Source organism: Flavobacterium lacisediminis (assembly GCF_025909975.1).
In the GTDB taxonomy this organism is placed as follows: Bacteria; Bacteroidota; Bacteroidia; order Flavobacteriales; family Flavobacteriaceae; genus Flavobacterium; species Flavobacterium lacisediminis.
In genome coordinates this window covers 64,525-79,851 of the sequence record NZ_JAPCIO010000004.1, presented here as the reverse complement: position 1 = coordinate 79,851, position 15,327 = coordinate 64,525, and the positions used below count along the sequence as shown (strand labels likewise).

Here is a 15,327-nt window from a genome sequence, read left to right as displayed (position 1 = left end):
AACTAAGCTATTTTTTACCTTCTAAAATTTTCAATCCTTTTTCAATTAATTCTTTCGCTTCATCTACTTGACTTTGCACAACTAAGCTTCCTTTAGTTGGCACAAACATTTCTCTAATATCTACATCCAAAGCTTCAGCTATTTGCAGAAGTAAATCTATAGTAGGTAAATTAGTTTCTGTGCTAATATTACTAATTGTGGTCATAGAAACTCCAACCTTATTAGCTAATTCTTCCCTACTAATTCCTTTTAGAGTCATTATTTCTTTTACTCTTAGTTTTAGAATTTTATCCATTTTTAATTTTTTTACAAATATAGACAAAATCAAGTAATACTTTATTTTAAATAAAATAAATTAAGTATTATTTGTTTTTTAGTAAAATATTACTTTACTTTGTAGTGTAATAATCAAGTAACACTTTACTTATGACTGCAACAGAATTTAAAAACGGAATTAAAGAAATCAAAGAAAATTTGAGAGGTTTAACTCTTCAGTTAGTTCATGCACATGGTTACAGACCTTACTTTAATTTGAGAGAGTTTGGTTCCGCAATTCTTAATGAAGAAGCTAGAGGGAATGATTTCAGGGTGAACCAAGTTTGGACATCAGAAGGGATTTTGGGAGTTAAATCATTAAAACATTTAGCTGAATTAATCAAAACAGGAAAAGTTACTGCTATTCAATTTGAAAGTTACTACGAGCACAAAACGAAAGAAGAATTTATCAGAAGTTTTGGTTCACTAGACTAATCATTTAAGAAAAATAAAATGGAAACAACATCAAGAACAATGGAAATCGCTCAAACTATACTAGATCAAATTAGATATGCTGACCGCATGGCACTAATGGCGTGGGGAGCAAAAAATTTTTCTGCGATTAGCGAATCAAAAGAATTTCAAGGTGGTTTAGCATTTCAGGTGAATGGACTTACTCACCAAGGTTGGGTAAAAGTTTGCTTACGCTGGGTGGATGATTACACAATAGTTTTCATAAATAAGAACCGTGAAGTGGTTAAAACTTTTGAAGGAGCTTATTGTGATATGTTGGTTCCTGTTATCGATTGGATTGAGGGGAAATAACCCTCAATTTGATCAAAAATAGACTATACTTTAAACGTGAGCACCAACACTAAAGCTAAAACCAACAAAATCATTTAAAAAAATTGTGCAAAATACACCATCCTAATTTTGAACAAAAAAAATAGAAAAACCATGAAAAAGGCAAGGTACATAAGACAAAGTTCACAAACACAGAAAAATTATCGTCAGTTAGCAATTGCACACCCTGATGAAAAATTATTTATCGATGTCATTAGTGGCTCCATTCCATTTGCGGAAAGACCTGAAGGCAAAAAATTGATTGAAGCCGTTGAGTCAGGCGTGTATGACTTTATCACCTTTCATGACCTTTCGAGAGCTGGTCGCTCAACTATAGACGTTTTGACCACTTTATCATTTTTTCAAAGCAAAGGAGTTATTGTTAAAATTGATAATCTTGGACTTGAATCCATAGTAAATGGCAAAATAAATCCTATTTTTAATCTAATCACAACTGTACTTAGTGAGATAAATGCTTTAGAGCGCACCACCCTCTTAGAAAGACAAGCCGAAGGAATTTTACAAGCTCGTTTACGTGGGTCTTATGTCGGGCGAACAAAGGGAACAACTGATTCAACTGAAGTTACCCTATCGAAACATAAAAAAGTAGTTAAAGAACTAAAAACAAACCCACACTTGTCTTTGAGAAAAATCGGAACACTTACGGGAGTTTCGGCAAATACAGTTAAAAAAATTGCGGGTATTCTACAAAGTCAGAGTTAAAAATGTTGATTTAAAGATCATTACTTAATAATTATAAGCTTGAATTAACATCAATAAACTTTAAATAAATAATTTGTTTTGATTGTCAGAAAAGATTATTTTTAAAAAATCAAAAACCAATAGATTTATATGAGAAAAGCAATATTACTATTTGGATTATCCATCTTACTTATTTTTTGTACCTCAAAAAATAGTTCCTCTGAAAAAATCGTCAAAATTGATATAAATGATACTGAAGGCATAAAAAAATATATCCAAGGAGAATGGGAGTATAATCTGATAAATGTTGATCATATTGTTAAATACAGATTCTATTTTCATGATAATAAAGTAAAAGTTTGGTCTAGTTTTTTAAAAAGATCTGAGCAACCTTTTGTAATGGAAAAACCTATTGGCGATTATGATTATGAAATAAGTGGTATTACAGAGGATGAAAATGGATATAAAATAAGAGAAATTGGGTTTTCAATTTTCAGCAATCAAGAAGTAAAAATGGACGTTAGAGCTTTATTTCCCGTAAAAATAACTTTAGATAGCACATATCTTAGTCGAACTGGAAATAACCCATATTTAATAGGAAGAGAAACTTATCACTTTAGCCGAGGGTGGAGAAACCCAGATATGAAGTACAATAAAGAAATTGACAATAAAGTTATAGACAACCCTTCAACTTCAGCTCAAAATAAATCGTCAAATAGAATTGATGAAAATTTTGAAGAAGAAATAAATGAAACTAAATATGAAGAGTTGCCTCTTAGTCAAAGAAACGAAATTGCTTTGAATGAACATATTAAAGATATGTATGAAGATATAATGAATAATAAATTTGATGCAACAAAATATTATTCCGACAATGTAGATTTATTCATTACAAGAAAAAATATTAAATCTTCTGAAATAACTAAATTATATAGAAACGAAAAAGAATATGTAAATCAAAAATTTACAATTAAAGATAATATATATCGTTTTCAAGTAAACGATAATATTACATATTATAGATATACAGTTGATTACAGTTGTTTTAGAGTTTCAAAAAACAAAAATCAAAGTTGTAAAGTGTATATTGAAATAGGTATTGGGGAAGATGGAATAAAAAGTTACAAAGAACTTAAAGTTGAAAACATTAAGTTCTACTAAAATTGTAGTCAAATAAAATACAAACATATATAAATAAGAATTACGATTCTAATTATCATATTCAATGTTTCCCATAACACAAAATTTGATTATCTTAGAGATTAATTCATTTTCAGGGCATAACCTTGAAAATACTATAAAATTTTACAAATAAATAATAAAACTAGATTAATATGGTAATTAGAAAAATTAGTTTCAGTAATGGTTATATAAATATAACTGAAGATAAAATTTCATATTATAATGGGAATCAACATCAAACTATTGAGAGAAAATGCATAGGCACTATCAAAACAATTGAAAAAACATTTTTACAAAAAGACTCATTTACATATTCTTTACGTTTAATTTTTTTTAGTCTAGTAGTATTTGCACTTGCTTTAATAACAAGTATTGGTTTTCTAACATACTTGGGTTTATTCATCTGTGCTTATGGTTTTATAGCTTTGTTTGTGAATGTTTTTTTTGGGTTGATAGGATATCGTGATGCTTCAAACTTTTTAATTAGAGTTATTTTTGGAATTAGAGGATATGAAGTAACTATTCATAATAATTGTGGTGCTAAAAATATTATTTTCAACATAGATAAGTCAGACAAAAACAAAATTAATTCTATAGATCAATATAGAATTTCTGCTAATGAAAAACCCGTAATTGAAACAGCTTTAAATCTTAACGAGCTAGAAAAACTAGCTGAACTATTAAAAAAAGGAATTATTACAGAAGAAGAATTTAATATAAAAAAGAAACAAATATTAGGGTTGTAAAACTTAACAAAACCAAATTTAAGTGAATTTTATTTAACCTGTTGAGCCGTAATAACACGACTGTTTGGATACATTTTTTTTGCTATGTTCATGGCACCAACACCATTTATTGCTTTTATGTTTACTTCTGTTCTGCGCCCGCTAATCCATATTTTTACACGAAAATCTTTCATTAATCATTGTCCTTCAAATTTTGGGTTATTTTGGTTTGCTTAAGTAATTGCTTACGCAAGTTTAATTTTAATAACTCAGCCTGAAGAACTTTCTTTTTCTCAGGATCGTTATTAGCTACACTAATTTCTTTTTGCTTGACTGCAATTTTGCCATCGAGAGTATTTTCATCCATAGTTTATATTAAATTTTAAACGCCAAGCAGCTTTTCTATATTTTTTAAACCTATTTACAGGACTTGACAACATTATTTTAATCTCTGAGCGTGCTATACAGTACTCATATACAACACATTAATAACATAAAATAGACTGAAAAGTGTTATTATCTTATAAAATTCCCAAAAATTTTTTATGGAATTTTTCTGGAGGAACCAGCTTGTAAATTTTATACCATTAATTTTAATCTTATTAATAATAGGATACCTAGACATACTTTTGAAGAGATTTTATTGTTAGATATTCACAAAGGAATAAATCATTCAAACAATTGCTCTCATTTAAGTAATTATATTCCGCTATTAAACTCTCATCGTCTAATACAGCATTTTCTTCATATGTCATTAGACAATATTGAGTCAATAATCTCCTTAACTCAGGGTTGAACCTAAAATCTTTTATTTCTATATTTTCCATTTTAAATAAATTTAATTTCACCTTGCTTTTTCATGTATGCGATATAGCAATACTTATTTTGAATTTCATTAACTTTAATTCTTTTTTCTTTATTATCTAAAAATTGACATAATATCTTTTTAACTGAACTCAAAACTTTATTTGTTGAAGCGTCTGAAATTCCATGCACATGATAATAACCCCTTTCATCTTTTTCAATGCAAAAGCCAATTTTATATTTACCTAAATCAGACTTAATTAATTCTACTAATTTATTATGATATTTATAATCGTAACTTTTTTTTAGGTTCCAGCTAAAATGTGTTGCCCATTTTTCAGCATATATACTTTCTCGCTTTCCTTTGTATTTTGGTAAAAATTCATGAATCAAAGTGAAATGAATATTCCAATCTCTACCTTTTTTAAATAAAAGGTGTTCAGAATCTTTATACTTTATTTTTACCCTAGCCATATCATATTTCAACGCTCTAGCTTTTTTGGTAGTAATCCTTTCAAGGCTTTTTAAGTTATAAAATATTTTAGCTTTCTTTTCTTGTAATTTTTTAATAATTTCACATAAACTGTTATTTATAGTTTTTTTATTCATATTCTTTTTTATTAAACAACTTTATATAAAATGGACAAGGCTTGTCCAAACAAACAACCCCTCTTTTATATAAATATAGACAAGTGCATTAAAAGTCAAAAAAACTTGTCCCTATACACACTATATAATGAAAAAAAAATAAAAAACCAACTTTTTTTGGCACCAACACGTAAAAAAGTTGCTATTGAAATTGCACCTATTAATTTTAAATTGAGTTCAAAATGGTTTTGGGGGAAATACGGGGGTTCTAAGAAATAAAAAACCCTTAACTACTTAGTAATTAAGGGCTTTTAGCATTTATGAGTGCGGGTAAAAGGACTCGAACCTTCACACCTTGCGGCACCAGATCCTAAGTCTGGCGTGTCTACCAATTTCACCATACCCGCGTATGCTTAATTGTGGGTGCAAATATAAGTAATTGCATTAAATATGCAAACACAAACCACATTTATTTTAATAAAAAAACCTCTCCAATGGAGAGGTTTTTAGTATGTTGCTAAATAGGATTATTAAGCTTCAAACGGAACTACAGATACATATGATTTGTTTTCCGCTTTTTTCTGGAATTTTACAACTCCATCAACTTTAGCATGTAAAGTATGATCTTTTCCCATGTAAACATTTTCACCTGGGTTGTGCTTAGAACCTCTTTGTCTAACAATGATGTTTCCAGCAATAGCAGCTTGACCACCATAAATCTTAACGCCTAAACGTTTCGATTCTGATTCTCTACCATTCTTCGAACTACCGACACCTTTCTTGTGAGCCATGACGTAATATTTTTAAATGTTATTCTTCAGTTTTTGGTTTTTTTGTTGCTTTTGCTTTTGGCTTAACTTCTTCAGTAGCTTCAGTTACTTCAACTTCTACTTCTTTTTTAGCAGCTTTTTTCTTAGCTCCAGCAGCAACAATTCCTTCAATTAAAATTTGAGTGAATGATTGTCTGTGACCGTTTTTCTTTTTGTAACCTTTTCTTCTTTTCTTTTTGAAAACGATTACTTTATCACCTTTTAAGTGTTGTAACACTTTGGCTTCTACTGAAGCACCTTCTACAGCTGGGGCGCCTAAAGTTACTGTTCCGTTTTCATCTAATAAAAGAACTTTATCAAAAGAAACTTTAGTTCCTTCTTCTGAAGCTAAACGGTGAACATAAACCTTTTGGTCTTTGCTTACTTTGAATTGTTGCCCTGCTATCTCTACGATTGCGTACATAACAATGATTTTAGTTAAAAATTTTAAGGTTGCAAATATACAATAATTTCTAAACCAAACAACTATCTACCCAATAAAAATATTCTAAATTGTAATTTCAATAAAATTTCCAACTAAAAATGCAATTTTATTGTAACATTATCTCGAAATTGCGTCTTATTACAATTATATCAAACAAATTAATAACGTATGAAAAAATCTTTAATGGCTTTGGGTACTGCACTAATGCTTGGCGGAACTGCTTCTGCTCAAAAAGTAACATTCGAGGAATTTGATTTAGACAACGGATTACATGTTGTATTACATCAAGACAATTCAGCACCTGTGGTAATTACATCTGTAATGTATCACGTAGGAGCAAAAGACGAACAACCTAACCGTACAGGTTTTGCTCACTTTTTTGAACACCTTCTATTTGAAGGAACAAAAAACATAGGCAAAGGAGACTGGTTCAAATTAGTTACAGCAAACGGAGGAAACAACAATGCTAATACTACGGATGACAGAACATATTACTATGAGGTTTTCCCTTCAAACAACCTAGAATTAGCTATTTGGATGGAATCTGAAAGATTAATGCATCCTGTTATTGACCAAAAAGGTGTTGATACACAAAACGAAGTTGTTAAAGAAGAAAAAAGATTACGTGTTGATAATCAACCTTATGGTAATTTAATTAAGGCTGTTAAAGAAAACATGTTTAAAGTACACCCATACAAATGGACAACCATTGGTGAAATGGAGCATTTAGATGCAGCTACTTTAGAAGAATTCTTAGCTTTCAATAAAAAATTCTATGTACCAAACAATGCGGTTTTAGTAATTGCAGGTCAGTTTGACAAAGCGCAAGCTAAAGAATGGGTGAAAAAATATTTTAGCCCAATACCAAAAGGAGCTCCTGTAACTCGTCAAAAAGTTGAAGAAGCGCCAATTACTCAAGAATTTAAAGCAACTTGGCAAGATCCAAACATTCAAATTCCAATGTTAGTGGCTTCATACAGAACACCTTCAATGAAAACGCGCGATGCTAGAGTTTTAGATATGATTTCAGCTTACCTTTCTGATGGAAAAAGCTCTAAATTATACAAAAAGATTGTAGACGATAAAAAAATGGCATTACAAATTGGTGCTTTCAACTACAGTCAAGAAGATTATGGAATGTATTTAATCTATGGTTTACCAATGGGAGAAAACACAACAGAATCTATCTTAAAAGAGATTGATGAAGAAATTGCAAAAATGCAAAACGAATTAATTTCTGAAAAAGACTTCCAAAAACTTCAAAATAAATTTGAAAGCAACTACGTAAGTAACAATGCTTCTGTTGAAGGAATTGCTGATAATTTAGCAACTTATTATATGTTATATGGCGATATTAACTTAATCAATACAGAAATTGATATTTATCGTTCTATCACAAGAGAAGAAATTAGAGATATTGCAAAAAAATATCTAAACTCAAACCAAAGAATGATTTTAGATTATGTACCTGCTAAAGACAAAGCTCAAAACTAAGATTTGAAGAATATGAAAAAATTTATATACATAGCAGCCAGTTTATTTTTAACAATAACTATGCAAGCACAAGATAGACCGCAACCAAAAGCAGGACCAGCTCCTACTATCAACATCAACAAACCACAAAGCTTTATACTAAAAAATGGTTTGAAAGTTTTAGTAGTTGAGAATCATAAATTACCTCGTGTTTCTTTCAATCTTACTTTAGATAATCCACCTTATGCTGAAGGAAATAAAAAAGGAGTTTCTGATATTTTAAGCGGAATGTTAGGTAACGGAACTGAAACCATTAACAAAGATGCTTTTAACGAAGAAATTGACTTCTTAGGAGCAGACATCAATTTTTATGCCTCTGGAGCTTCCGGAAACGGGCTTTCAAGATATTCAAAAAGAATTTTAGAATTGATGGCAGATGGTGCATTAAACCCACTATTTGACCAAAAAGAATTCGAAAAAGAGAAAGAAAAAATCATCGAAGGATTAAAAGCAGATGAAAAAAGCGTTACAGCTATTGCTCGTAGAGCTGAAAATGTTTTAGTTTTCGGAAAAGAACATTATAAAGGGGAATTTACTAGCGAAGAAACTTTAAAGAACGTTACTTTAGATGATGTTGTAATGAACTACAACACTTATTTCGTTCCAGCAAATGCCTATTTAGTAATTGTAGGAGATGTTAACTTTAAAGAGGTTAAAAAAGAAGTGGAAAGACTTTTCGGTACTTGGAAAAAAGCTACAGCTCCACAACTATCATACACTTCTCCAAAAGACGTTCAATACAGTCAAATCAATTTTATTGATACACCAAACGCAGTACAATCGGAAATTTCTCTTGTTAACTTGTCTAACTTAAAAATGACAGACAAAGAATATTTTTCAGTTTTGTTAGCTAACCAAATTTTAGGTGGTGGCGGTGAAGGAAGACTATTTTTAAACTTACGTGAAAAACACGGTTGGACATACGGCGCATACTCTTCTATTGGAGCTGGAAAATATATCAACAAATTCCGTTCAAGTGCTTCTGTTAGAAATACAGTAACTGATAGTGCTGTTGTAGAATTTTTCAATGAGTTAAAAAGAATCAAAACAGAATTAGTTTCTGAAGAAGATTTAAGAAATGCTAAAGCAAAATATGTAGGTAACTTCGTAATGCAAATTGAAAAACCTTCAACTATTGCAGGATATGCTTTAAACAAAGAAACTCAAGGTTTACCTGAAGATTTCTACGAAAACTATATCAAAAACATCAATGCAGTTACTGCTGAAGATATCAAAAATGCAGCTAATAAATACTTCTTGTCTGATAAAACAAGAGTTGTAATCGTAGGAAAAGCAGGTGATGTTTTACCAGGCTTGGAAGCTATGAGTAAAAGAGAAAAATTACCAATTTTCTACTTTGACAAATATGGTAACCCAACAGAAAAACCAGAAGTTAAAAAACCTATTCCTGCAGGAGTTACAGCTCAAACAGTATTAAACAGTTACATCAATGCAATTGGTGGTGAGAAGGCGGTTAAAAACGTAAAAACGTTAGCCGTAATGTCAGCTGGAACTGTTCAAGGAACACCATTAGAATTAGTAGTAAAAACAGCTCCTAAAAAATTAGGCGTTGAAATGAAGGCTATGGGAATGGTAATGATGAAACAAGTAGTTAACGAAAAAGAAGCTTACATGGTACAACAAGGTCAAAGAAAAGATTTCAAAGACCAAGATTTGAAAGACATGCAAGACATGGCAGGTAACTTTAAAGAATTGTCATTGTTAACTGATAAAGACGTTACTTTAACAGGAATTGAAAACATTAATGGTACTGATGCTTATGCAATCAAAAACGGAAAATCTACCTATTACTATGATGTAAAAACTGGATTTAAAGTAGCTGAAGCTAAAGACGTTGAGCAAGGTGGTCAAAAAATGACACAAACCACTTACTTTCAAGATTACAAAGATGTAAAAGGATTAAAATTCCCATACAAAACCATCATGAATGTTGGTATCGAAATCGAGTTAATCACTACCGAAGTTAAAATTAACGAAGGTGTAACTGATGCTGATTTCAAGTAATAAACAAAACATGAAATTCAGAAAGCGCTCAAGAAATTGGGCGCTTTTTTTTATTTCTTACTGGAAAAATAAACTCCGACTAAAACTATCAAAGCGCCTAATAATTGAATAACCGAAAGCGTTTCATTCATAAATAAATAACCTAGAATAAAAGCAACCACAGGAATAATATAAGTAACCGAAGAAGCAAAAACAGGCGATGAAAGCTGAATCAATTTAAAAAATAAAATATTCGAAAATCCGGTTCCAACGATACCTAAAATAGCAATAAAGCCTAATGAAGTTTGTACTTTAGTTTCGTGAACAATATCAAAAAATCCCGTAAAGTATAAAACGATTAAAGCTGGAAAAAACATAATTAAGAAGTTTCCTGTGCTAATCGTTAAAGGTTTTAAATCGGATAAGTATTTTTTAATTAAGTTAACATTGATACCATAAAAAACGGAAGCAATCACAACTAAAATTGCATAGTAATAATTTTCAGTTGTATTTTCTCCATCACCAAATAACACTAACAAAGCGCAACCAATAAATCCAATAATCACACCAAAAACTTGACTTCTTTGCACGCTCATTCCAAAAAAGAGCAATCCAGCTAATAATGTATTTAACGGAGTTAATGAATTTAGAATTGAACTAATAGAACCATCTATTTTGGAAAGTGCAAAAGCAAACAAAAACGCTGGAATAAATGTTCCACACAAAGCTGTTAACGCAATGTATTTCCATTTGTGTAACGGAATTTGAGGAATTTGTTTAAACCCAACAAGAATTAAAAACAAAGCCGCAAAAAGAATTCGCAAACTCCCTAATTGAACCGAATTTACACCTTTCAAACCCAATTGCATTAAGATGAATGAACTTCCCCAAACACAGCCTAAAAAGCCTAATAAATACCATTTTGTTGAATTGTTTTCCATTGCACTATTTTGTTCGTCAAAATTCAGGCTTTATTTTTAAAATAGCACTATGAATTTTTGTAATTTTGCATAGTCTTTATTTAAAGACTTTTAATTTAACATTTGTAGGTATGAAAAATTTAAAAAATATTGGTTTAGCGCTTGTAATCGCTCTTTCTTTTGCAAGTTGTAAACAAGAAAGCAAGGAAGTTGCTGTTGAAGAAACAAAAAAAGAAGCGGTTTCTGAAGCAGATTTAGCTAAAATGCAAACTGCAAGTTTTACTATCGACGGAATGACTTGCGCTATGGGTTGCGCTAAATCAATCGAAAACAAATTAGCTGATCAAGAAGGTGTTGGACAAGCAGTAGTAGATTTCGAAACTAAAATTGCAACCGTAAAATTCGATTCTGAAAAACAATCTTTAGAATCGTTAACCAAAACCATTGAAGGTGTAGCTGGTGGTGATTCTTACAAAGTAAAAGAGTCGAAAAAAATGTAATAAAAAAAGCCCTGAGATTATCAGGGCTTTTTTTATTTCCAACATCTAATTATCATACATTTTAATTCATCGTTTGGATAAATTAAAGTGTAAATTGAATTACTTCCATCATAACAATCATTAGTATTATTCTCCTTTTGAATCTGATTAATTTTTTTACCTTTTTTTAAATTTTCAAAAATTATTTTCAAATCAGAATGTAAATATTCCGTTTCTATACCAGGAACTTTTGATTTATATTCTTTAAGGGCAGATTCAAATTTATCTTCATATTTACTTTCATTAATATTTTCACTCATATTAAGCCTAAATTCAATATATTTTTCTTTAGAAAATATTTGAACAAAACTTGCGGGACAACCATCGCAAGCAAAATCATGTTTTTCAATAATTAGAATTGTATCATTTTTGTTTTGCTGATGTAGTTCAATTATATCGTTAATATATTGCTTTCTAAAATCAAACTGCGACTCTATTTCATTTGAAAATTTAGCAATATTAGACTTATGACATTTATAAATCTTGTCATTAAGTGAATCATTATTGATTAATAATAACACAATTGAAATGATAAATGATATTAGTTTGACTTTGACCATTTTTGTAAATTAGAAATTAATACAAATTTATTTCCATTCCAAAGTCTCCAAAATTCTTCGCATATCTTCTTTTAGATAATTTGCTGCTGGTAAAATAGAATCAAAATTTGGTTTTGCGTAAAAATAAACGCTTCCTACTATAAAGTTTTTTGTGCTATCGGTAACGTAAAATTGAGCGTTTGTAGCCGCGTTTCCACCTACTTCATAGAACATTCCGTATACCTTTTTTTTGTCATTAATAAAAGGTTGTTCTAGAATATCATCTGCTTTCACTACGTGGTCGTAAGTTAGTTTTTGAGCATCACGTAATAATTTATCAATGTCGTTATTAACTGATTTGTGAGTAAGGTAAATCGTAGCTTTCATCTTCGGATAATTAATTTCGAAAGCACATGATTTATCTTTTATATTAGCCAAATCATTTTTTTCAAAAGTAAAAGTACAATCCGAATTTAATTTAGAATATTTGGCTTTTGGATATTCCAAACTCAAATGTCCTTTTGGTTTTGGTAATGTTTCGTCTCCACAAGAAACCAATCCAAAAAACAATCCCAAACAACTTAATTTCAATATATTTTGTATCATGATTCTTATAACGTAACTTTTATTTGTTTTATTCTTCTCTTATCTACATTTTCGATGGTAAAAATAAGATTATGGAACGTTATTTTCTGTCTTTTCTTTGGGAAATTTCCAGAAATCTCGAGTAAGAAACCAGCTAAAGTTTCAGCTTCACCTTTTTTACTTTCAAATTCATTTTCATCCACATCAATTATTCGATAAAAATCTTTCAAGCTAATTTTACCTTCAAATAGGAAATTTTTATCATCAATTTGAGAATAAATCAAATCTTCATCATCAAATTCATCACTAATATCGCCCACAATTTCTTCCAAAACATCTTCTAACGAAATGATTCCAGAAGTTCCTCCATATTCATCCACCACAACAGCTAAGTGGCTTTTCATTCCCTGAAAATCTTTCAATAAATCGTCTAATTTTTTATTTTCTGGAACAAAGAAAGGTTGACGAAGTAATGTTACCCAATCAAATGTTTCACTATCAATGTGTGGAATCAAATCTTTGATAAATAAAATTCCTTCAATTTGGTCGATATTTTCTTTGTAGACTGGGATTCTAGAATAACCTTTTTCGACAATTTTCGGCATTATTTCTTCGAAAGTTTCTTCAATATTTAAAGCAAAAACATCTATTCTCGGACTCATCACTTGACGGACTTCGGTGTTTCCGAAAGTTACAATACCCTCCAAAATCTTCTGTTCACCGTCCGTTGTATCCGATTGTGAAGTCAATTCTAACGCTTGTGAAAGTTGATTTACCGAAAAATTTCCTTTTTGTACATTCAGTTTCTTTTCAATAAAAAGAATTCCATTTCGCATAGGAACACTAATAGGAGATAATACATTATTTAAAATCGAAATAGGAATTACCACTTTTTGGGAAAAATCCATGTTGTTTCGATTGGCATAAATTTTAGGTAAAACTTCTCCGAAAAGTAAAATGAAGAACGTAACTACTACAACTTCTAAAACAAATCGTAAAACAGAAGATTCAATTCCGTTAAATAATCGTCCACTAAAAGAAGAGAAAATGATTACAATAGCAATATTCACAAAATTATTGGCAACTAAAATAGTAGCTAATAATTTCTTAGGTTTTTCTAATAATCTGGAAATAAGAGTTCCTTTGTTGAAATCTTTATTTAGAATTTCATCTACATCTTTTTGAGATAAAGAAAAAAGAGCTACTTCAGAACCCGAAATAAAGGCAGAACAAGCGAGCAATATAACAATTGCTACTATTCCGAAAAGGAATTCAAAATCTATCGTGTGAAGTAAACTGGCAGGATCAGGATCCAAATTAAATTAATTTAGTTAAACATTAAAATCATCTGGTGCGCTACCTGTTGGTAAAGAAGATTTACTTAAATCAGTATCTTTTTTGGTAGTTAAGAAAGTAAATTCGGTCACTTGAATTTCAGTAGTGTATTTTGTAGCACCATCTTCAGCTTGCCATTGACGCGACTTTATACGTCCTTCGATGTAAATTTTATCTCCTTTAGAAAGATATTTTTCACAGATTTCGGCTGCCTTATTACGAACGACAATGTTGTGCCATTCTGTAGAGGTGATTTTTTCTCCAGTAGTTTTATTGATATATACTTCGTTTGTCGCTAAAGGAAAACGTCCGATGCAATTGCCTCCTTCGAAGTAATGCATTTTTACTTCATCACCTAAGTGACCTATCAATATTACCTTGTTTAAAGTTCCGTTCATGGCTTGTAAATGTATTAGGGTTAATCAAAAATAGTAATTTAATGCGAATTAAAATAATTTGAAACCATAAAATTATGAATTACAATTGGAAAAGGTAATTTTTCTATTGCTGTAAAAGGTTTTGAATCAGGTAATTTCGAAGCAAAACGAAGTTCGAAAAAACGAATATGCAAATGCTGATGCGATAATTTATGAAGCGTGATTTCGTTTTGTAAAATCAAAATTTCCGAAGGTTTTTGATTGTAGAATTGCATTTTTGAAATCTGATCAATCGCATCTTTTTCAGACAATAAAAAGTCGGTTTCTAAAAGAGGAAACTCATATAAATTTTCCCAAATTCCTTTTCCTTCGCGTTTTTGCACAATATAATTGGAATCCGAATCTTTCAAAATTAAATAATTCAAATAGCGATTCGTCACTTTTGTTTTCTTAGACTTTACGGGTAATTCTGAAACTTTTTTATGTTGAAGAGCAGCACAACTCGAATTTAAAACACAAGAATTACAATCCGGATTTTTTGGAACACATTGTAGCGCACCAAATTCCATAATCGCTTGATTAAATACTGCAGCATTCTTCTTGTCTAAAACTTCTTGCGCTAATTGTTGGAATTCTATTTTAGTTTTTGGCAAAGAAATATCGCTATCTACATTAAAATAACGACTCAAAACTCTGAAAACATTACCATCTAAAACAGCTACAGGTTCGTTATATGAAAAAGAAGCAATAGCAGCAGCGGTATATTCACCAACTCCTTTTAGCTTCAATAATTCTTTATATGTAGGTGGGAATTCTCCGTTTAATTCAAAAGCAATGTGTTTTGCAGTAGCATGTAAGTTTCTGGCTCTGGAATAATAACCTAGGCCTTGCCATAATTTTAAAACTTGTTCTTCATCGGCATTTGCTAGGTCGAAAATTGTTGGAAAAGCATCAGTAAAAGACAAAAAATAAGGCAAACCTTGTGCCACACGCGTCTGTTGAAGCATAATTTCTGAGAGCCAAATCGGGTATGGATTTGTCGTGTTTCGCCATGGTAAATCGCGCTTGTTCTGTAAATACCAATGAATTAAAGAGTTAGAAAATTCCATGATTTTTTATAAGGCAACAAAAATAAATCTTTA

The 15,327-nt window shown here is 30.4% G+C and carries 21 protein-coding genes and 1 tRNA gene; 9 read left to right on the top strand and 13 right to left on the bottom strand.

Features of this window, described 5'->3' with window-relative positions; translation table 11 throughout:
- Nucleotides 1-7: 7 nt before the first annotated feature.
- A complete protein-coding gene (locus OJ995_RS07410) occupies nt 8-295 on the bottom strand; it encodes a helix-turn-helix transcriptional regulator (protein WP_264368827.1) in 288 nt (95 codons plus the stop codon).
- Nucleotides 296-426: 131 nt separating this feature from the next.
- On the opposite strand from OJ995_RS07410, the gene OJ995_RS07405 reads away from it, so the two are divergent.
- The 5 genes from OJ995_RS07405 to OJ995_RS07385 all read left to right on the top strand — a co-directional run bounded on the left by OJ995_RS07405 (nt 427) and on the right by OJ995_RS07385 (nt 3,728).
- On the top strand, nt 427-750 hold the full coding sequence (locus tag OJ995_RS07405; protein ID WP_264368826.1) for a hypothetical protein: 324 nt from the start codon (nt 427-429) through the stop codon (nt 748-750).
- Nucleotides 751-768: 18 nt separating this feature from the next.
- Nucleotides 769-1,080 (top strand): hypothetical protein, encoded by a 312-nt coding sequence (locus tag OJ995_RS07400; protein WP_264368825.1) that lies wholly within the window; start codon nt 769-771, stop codon nt 1,078-1,080.
- A 132-nt stretch (nt 1,081-1,212) separates the two neighbouring features.
- A complete protein-coding gene (locus tag OJ995_RS07395) occupies nt 1,213-1,821 on the top strand; it encodes a recombinase family protein (RefSeq protein ID WP_264368824.1) in 609 nt (202 codons plus the stop codon).
- Nucleotides 1,822-1,950: 129 nt separating this feature from the next.
- Nucleotides 1,951-2,961 (top strand): hypothetical protein, encoded by a 1,011-nt coding sequence (locus OJ995_RS07390; protein WP_264368823.1) that lies wholly within the window; start codon nt 1,951-1,953, stop codon nt 2,959-2,961.
- 173 nt (nt 2,962-3,134) lie between these two features.
- Nucleotides 3,135-3,728 carry an SHOCT domain-containing protein gene (locus OJ995_RS07385; RefSeq protein ID WP_264368822.1) on the top strand — a complete coding sequence of 198 codons (594 nt, stop codon included), beginning with the start codon at nt 3,135-3,137 and terminating at the stop codon, nt 3,726-3,728.
- Nucleotides 3,729-3,757: 29 nt separating this feature from the next.
- Here OJ995_RS07385 and OJ995_RS07380 read toward each other — a convergent pair whose 3' ends face one another.
- The 3 genes from OJ995_RS07380 to OJ995_RS07370 all read right to left on the bottom strand — a co-directional run bounded on the left by OJ995_RS07380 (nt 3,758) and on the right by OJ995_RS07370 (nt 5,120).
- Complete coding sequence (locus OJ995_RS07380) at nt 3,758-3,901, bottom strand: hypothetical protein (protein ID WP_264368821.1); 144 nt, start codon at nt 3,899-3,901, stop codon at nt 3,758-3,760.
- Entirely contained in the window at nt 3,901-4,074 is a 174-nt protein-coding gene (locus OJ995_RS07375) for a hypothetical protein (RefSeq protein ID WP_264368820.1), read from the bottom strand. The genes OJ995_RS07380 and OJ995_RS07375 overlap by 1 nt, the downstream gene beginning before the upstream one ends.
- A gap of 461 nt (nt 4,075-4,535) precedes the next feature.
- Entirely contained in the window at nt 4,536-5,120 is a 585-nt protein-coding gene (locus OJ995_RS07370) for a hypothetical protein (protein ID WP_264368819.1), read from the bottom strand.
- Nucleotides 5,121-5,150: 30 nt separating this feature from the next.
- On the opposite strand from OJ995_RS07370, the gene OJ995_RS07365 reads away from it, so the two are divergent.
- Nucleotides 5,151-5,378, top strand: a complete 228-nt coding sequence (locus OJ995_RS07365) for a hypothetical protein (RefSeq protein ID WP_264368818.1) — start codon at nt 5,151-5,153, stop codon at nt 5,376-5,378.
- A gap of 46 nt (nt 5,379-5,424) precedes the next feature.
- Here OJ995_RS07365 and OJ995_RS07360 read toward each other — a convergent pair.
- The 3 genes from OJ995_RS07360 to rplU form a co-directional block, all read right to left on the bottom strand.
- Nucleotides 5,425-5,506, bottom strand: a tRNA-Leu gene (locus OJ995_RS07360).
- A 123-nt stretch (nt 5,507-5,629) separates the two neighbouring features.
- The gene (gene rpmA, locus OJ995_RS07355) at nt 5,630-5,890 is read right to left on the bottom strand and encodes a 50S ribosomal protein L27 (RefSeq protein ID WP_008254927.1); all 261 of its coding nucleotides are present in this window, start codon (nt 5,888-5,890) and stop codon (nt 5,630-5,632) included.
- A gap of 19 nt (nt 5,891-5,909) precedes the next feature.
- Nucleotides 5,910-6,332 carry a 50S ribosomal protein L21 gene (gene rplU, locus OJ995_RS07350; protein ID WP_194094158.1) on the bottom strand — a complete coding sequence of 141 codons (423 nt, stop codon included), beginning with the start codon at nt 6,330-6,332 and terminating at the stop codon, nt 5,910-5,912.
- 189 nt (nt 6,333-6,521) lie between these two features.
- Here rplU and OJ995_RS07345 point away from each other — a divergent pair, with 189 nt between their 5' ends.
- Nucleotides 6,522-7,847 (top strand): M16 family metallopeptidase, encoded by a 1,326-nt coding sequence (locus OJ995_RS07345; RefSeq protein WP_264368817.1) that lies wholly within the window; start codon nt 6,522-6,524, stop codon nt 7,845-7,847.
- Between the two features lie 12 nt (nt 7,848-7,859).
- A complete protein-coding gene (locus OJ995_RS07340) occupies nt 7,860-9,911 on the top strand; it encodes a M16 family metallopeptidase (protein ID WP_264368816.1) in 2,052 nt (683 codons plus the stop codon).
- A 50-nt stretch (nt 9,912-9,961) separates the two neighbouring features.
- Here the strand turns inward: OJ995_RS07340 and OJ995_RS07335 are convergent, their stop codons facing one another.
- On the bottom strand, nt 9,962-10,831 hold the full coding sequence (locus OJ995_RS07335) for a DMT family transporter (RefSeq protein ID WP_264368815.1): 870 nt from the start codon (nt 10,829-10,831) through the stop codon (nt 9,962-9,964).
- 110 nt (nt 10,832-10,941) lie between these two features.
- Here OJ995_RS07335 and OJ995_RS07330 point away from each other — a divergent pair, with 110 nt between their 5' ends.
- Nucleotides 10,942-11,310, top strand: coding sequence for a heavy-metal-associated domain-containing protein (locus tag OJ995_RS07330; RefSeq protein ID WP_264368814.1), 369 nt, complete (start codon nt 10,942-10,944; stop codon nt 11,308-11,310).
- Between the two features lie 32 nt (nt 11,311-11,342).
- Here the strand turns inward: OJ995_RS07330 and OJ995_RS07325 are convergent, their stop codons facing one another.
- The 5 genes from OJ995_RS07325 to mutY are packed head-to-tail and all read right to left on the bottom strand — an operon-like array spanning nt 11,343 to nt 15,294.
- On the bottom strand, nt 11,343-11,909 hold the full coding sequence (locus tag OJ995_RS07325) for a hypothetical protein (protein WP_264368813.1): 567 nt from the start codon (nt 11,907-11,909) through the stop codon (nt 11,343-11,345).
- A gap of 27 nt (nt 11,910-11,936) precedes the next feature.
- Nucleotides 11,937-12,494: a gliding motility lipoprotein GldD gene (gldD, locus tag OJ995_RS07320; RefSeq protein WP_264368812.1), complete on the bottom strand. Its 558-nt coding sequence runs from the start codon at nt 12,492-12,494 to the stop codon at nt 11,937-11,939.
- Nucleotides 12,495-12,499: 5 nt separating this feature from the next.
- On the bottom strand, nt 12,500-13,789 hold the full coding sequence (locus tag OJ995_RS07315) for a gliding motility-associated protein GldE (RefSeq protein WP_264368811.1): 1,290 nt from the start codon (nt 13,787-13,789) through the stop codon (nt 12,500-12,502).
- Nucleotides 13,790-13,804: 15 nt separating this feature from the next.
- On the bottom strand, nt 13,805-14,206 hold the full coding sequence (locus OJ995_RS07310; RefSeq protein WP_026725353.1) for a single-stranded DNA-binding protein: 402 nt from the start codon (nt 14,204-14,206) through the stop codon (nt 13,805-13,807).
- Between the two features lie 38 nt (nt 14,207-14,244).
- Nucleotides 14,245-15,294, bottom strand: coding sequence for an A/G-specific adenine glycosylase (mutY, locus tag OJ995_RS07305; RefSeq protein ID WP_264368810.1), 1,050 nt, complete (start codon nt 15,292-15,294; stop codon nt 14,245-14,247).
- Nucleotides 15,295-15,327 lie beyond the last annotated feature (33 nt).

Coding starts and splice junctions, on each gene's coding strand:
- OJ995_RS07410 (WP_264368827.1), bottom strand. CDS start 295: ATGGATAAAATTCTAAAACTAAGAGTAAAAGAAATAATGACTCTAAAA.
- OJ995_RS07405 (WP_264368826.1), top strand. CDS start 427: ATGACTGCAACAGAATTTAAAAACGGAATTAAAGAAATCAAAGAAAAT.
- OJ995_RS07400 (WP_264368825.1), top strand. CDS start 769: ATGGAAACAACATCAAGAACAATGGAAATCGCTCAAACTATACTAGAT.
- OJ995_RS07395 (WP_264368824.1), top strand. CDS start 1,213: ATGAAAAAGGCAAGGTACATAAGACAAAGTTCACAAACACAGAAAAAT.
- OJ995_RS07390 (WP_264368823.1), top strand. CDS start 1,951: ATGAGAAAAGCAATATTACTATTTGGATTATCCATCTTACTTATTTTT.
- OJ995_RS07385 (WP_264368822.1), top strand. CDS start 3,135: ATGGTAATTAGAAAAATTAGTTTCAGTAATGGTTATATAAATATAACT.
- OJ995_RS07380 (WP_264368821.1), bottom strand. CDS start 3,901: ATGAAAGATTTTCGTGTAAAAATATGGATTAGCGGGCGCAGAACAGAA.
- OJ995_RS07375 (WP_264368820.1), bottom strand. CDS start 4,074: ATGGATGAAAATACTCTCGATGGCAAAATTGCAGTCAAGCAAAAAGAA.
- OJ995_RS07370 (WP_264368819.1), bottom strand. CDS start 5,120: ATGAATAAAAAAACTATAAATAACAGTTTATGTGAAATTATTAAAAAA.
- OJ995_RS07365 (WP_264368818.1), top strand. CDS start 5,151: ATGGACAAGGCTTGTCCAAACAAACAACCCCTCTTTTATATAAATATA.
- rpmA (WP_008254927.1), bottom strand. CDS start 5,890: ATGGCTCACAAGAAAGGTGTCGGTAGTTCGAAGAATGGTAGAGAATCA.
- rplU (WP_194094158.1), bottom strand. CDS start 6,332: ATGTACGCAATCGTAGAGATAGCAGGGCAACAATTCAAAGTAAGCAAA.
- OJ995_RS07345 (WP_264368817.1), top strand. CDS start 6,522: ATGAAAAAATCTTTAATGGCTTTGGGTACTGCACTAATGCTTGGCGGA.
- OJ995_RS07340 (WP_264368816.1), top strand. CDS start 7,860: ATGAAAAAATTTATATACATAGCAGCCAGTTTATTTTTAACAATAACT.
- OJ995_RS07335 (WP_264368815.1), bottom strand. CDS start 10,831: ATGGAAAACAATTCAACAAAATGGTATTTATTAGGCTTTTTAGGCTGT.
- OJ995_RS07330 (WP_264368814.1), top strand. CDS start 10,942: ATGAAAAATTTAAAAAATATTGGTTTAGCGCTTGTAATCGCTCTTTCT.
- OJ995_RS07325 (WP_264368813.1), bottom strand. CDS start 11,909: ATGGTCAAAGTCAAACTAATATCATTTATCATTTCAATTGTGTTATTA.
- gldD (WP_264368812.1), bottom strand. CDS start 12,494: ATGATACAAAATATATTGAAATTAAGTTGTTTGGGATTGTTTTTTGGA.
- OJ995_RS07310 (WP_026725353.1), bottom strand. CDS start 14,206: ATGAACGGAACTTTAAACAAGGTAATATTGATAGGTCACTTAGGTGAT.
- mutY (WP_264368810.1), bottom strand. CDS start 15,294: ATGGAATTTTCTAACTCTTTAATTCATTGGTATTTACAGAACAAGCGC.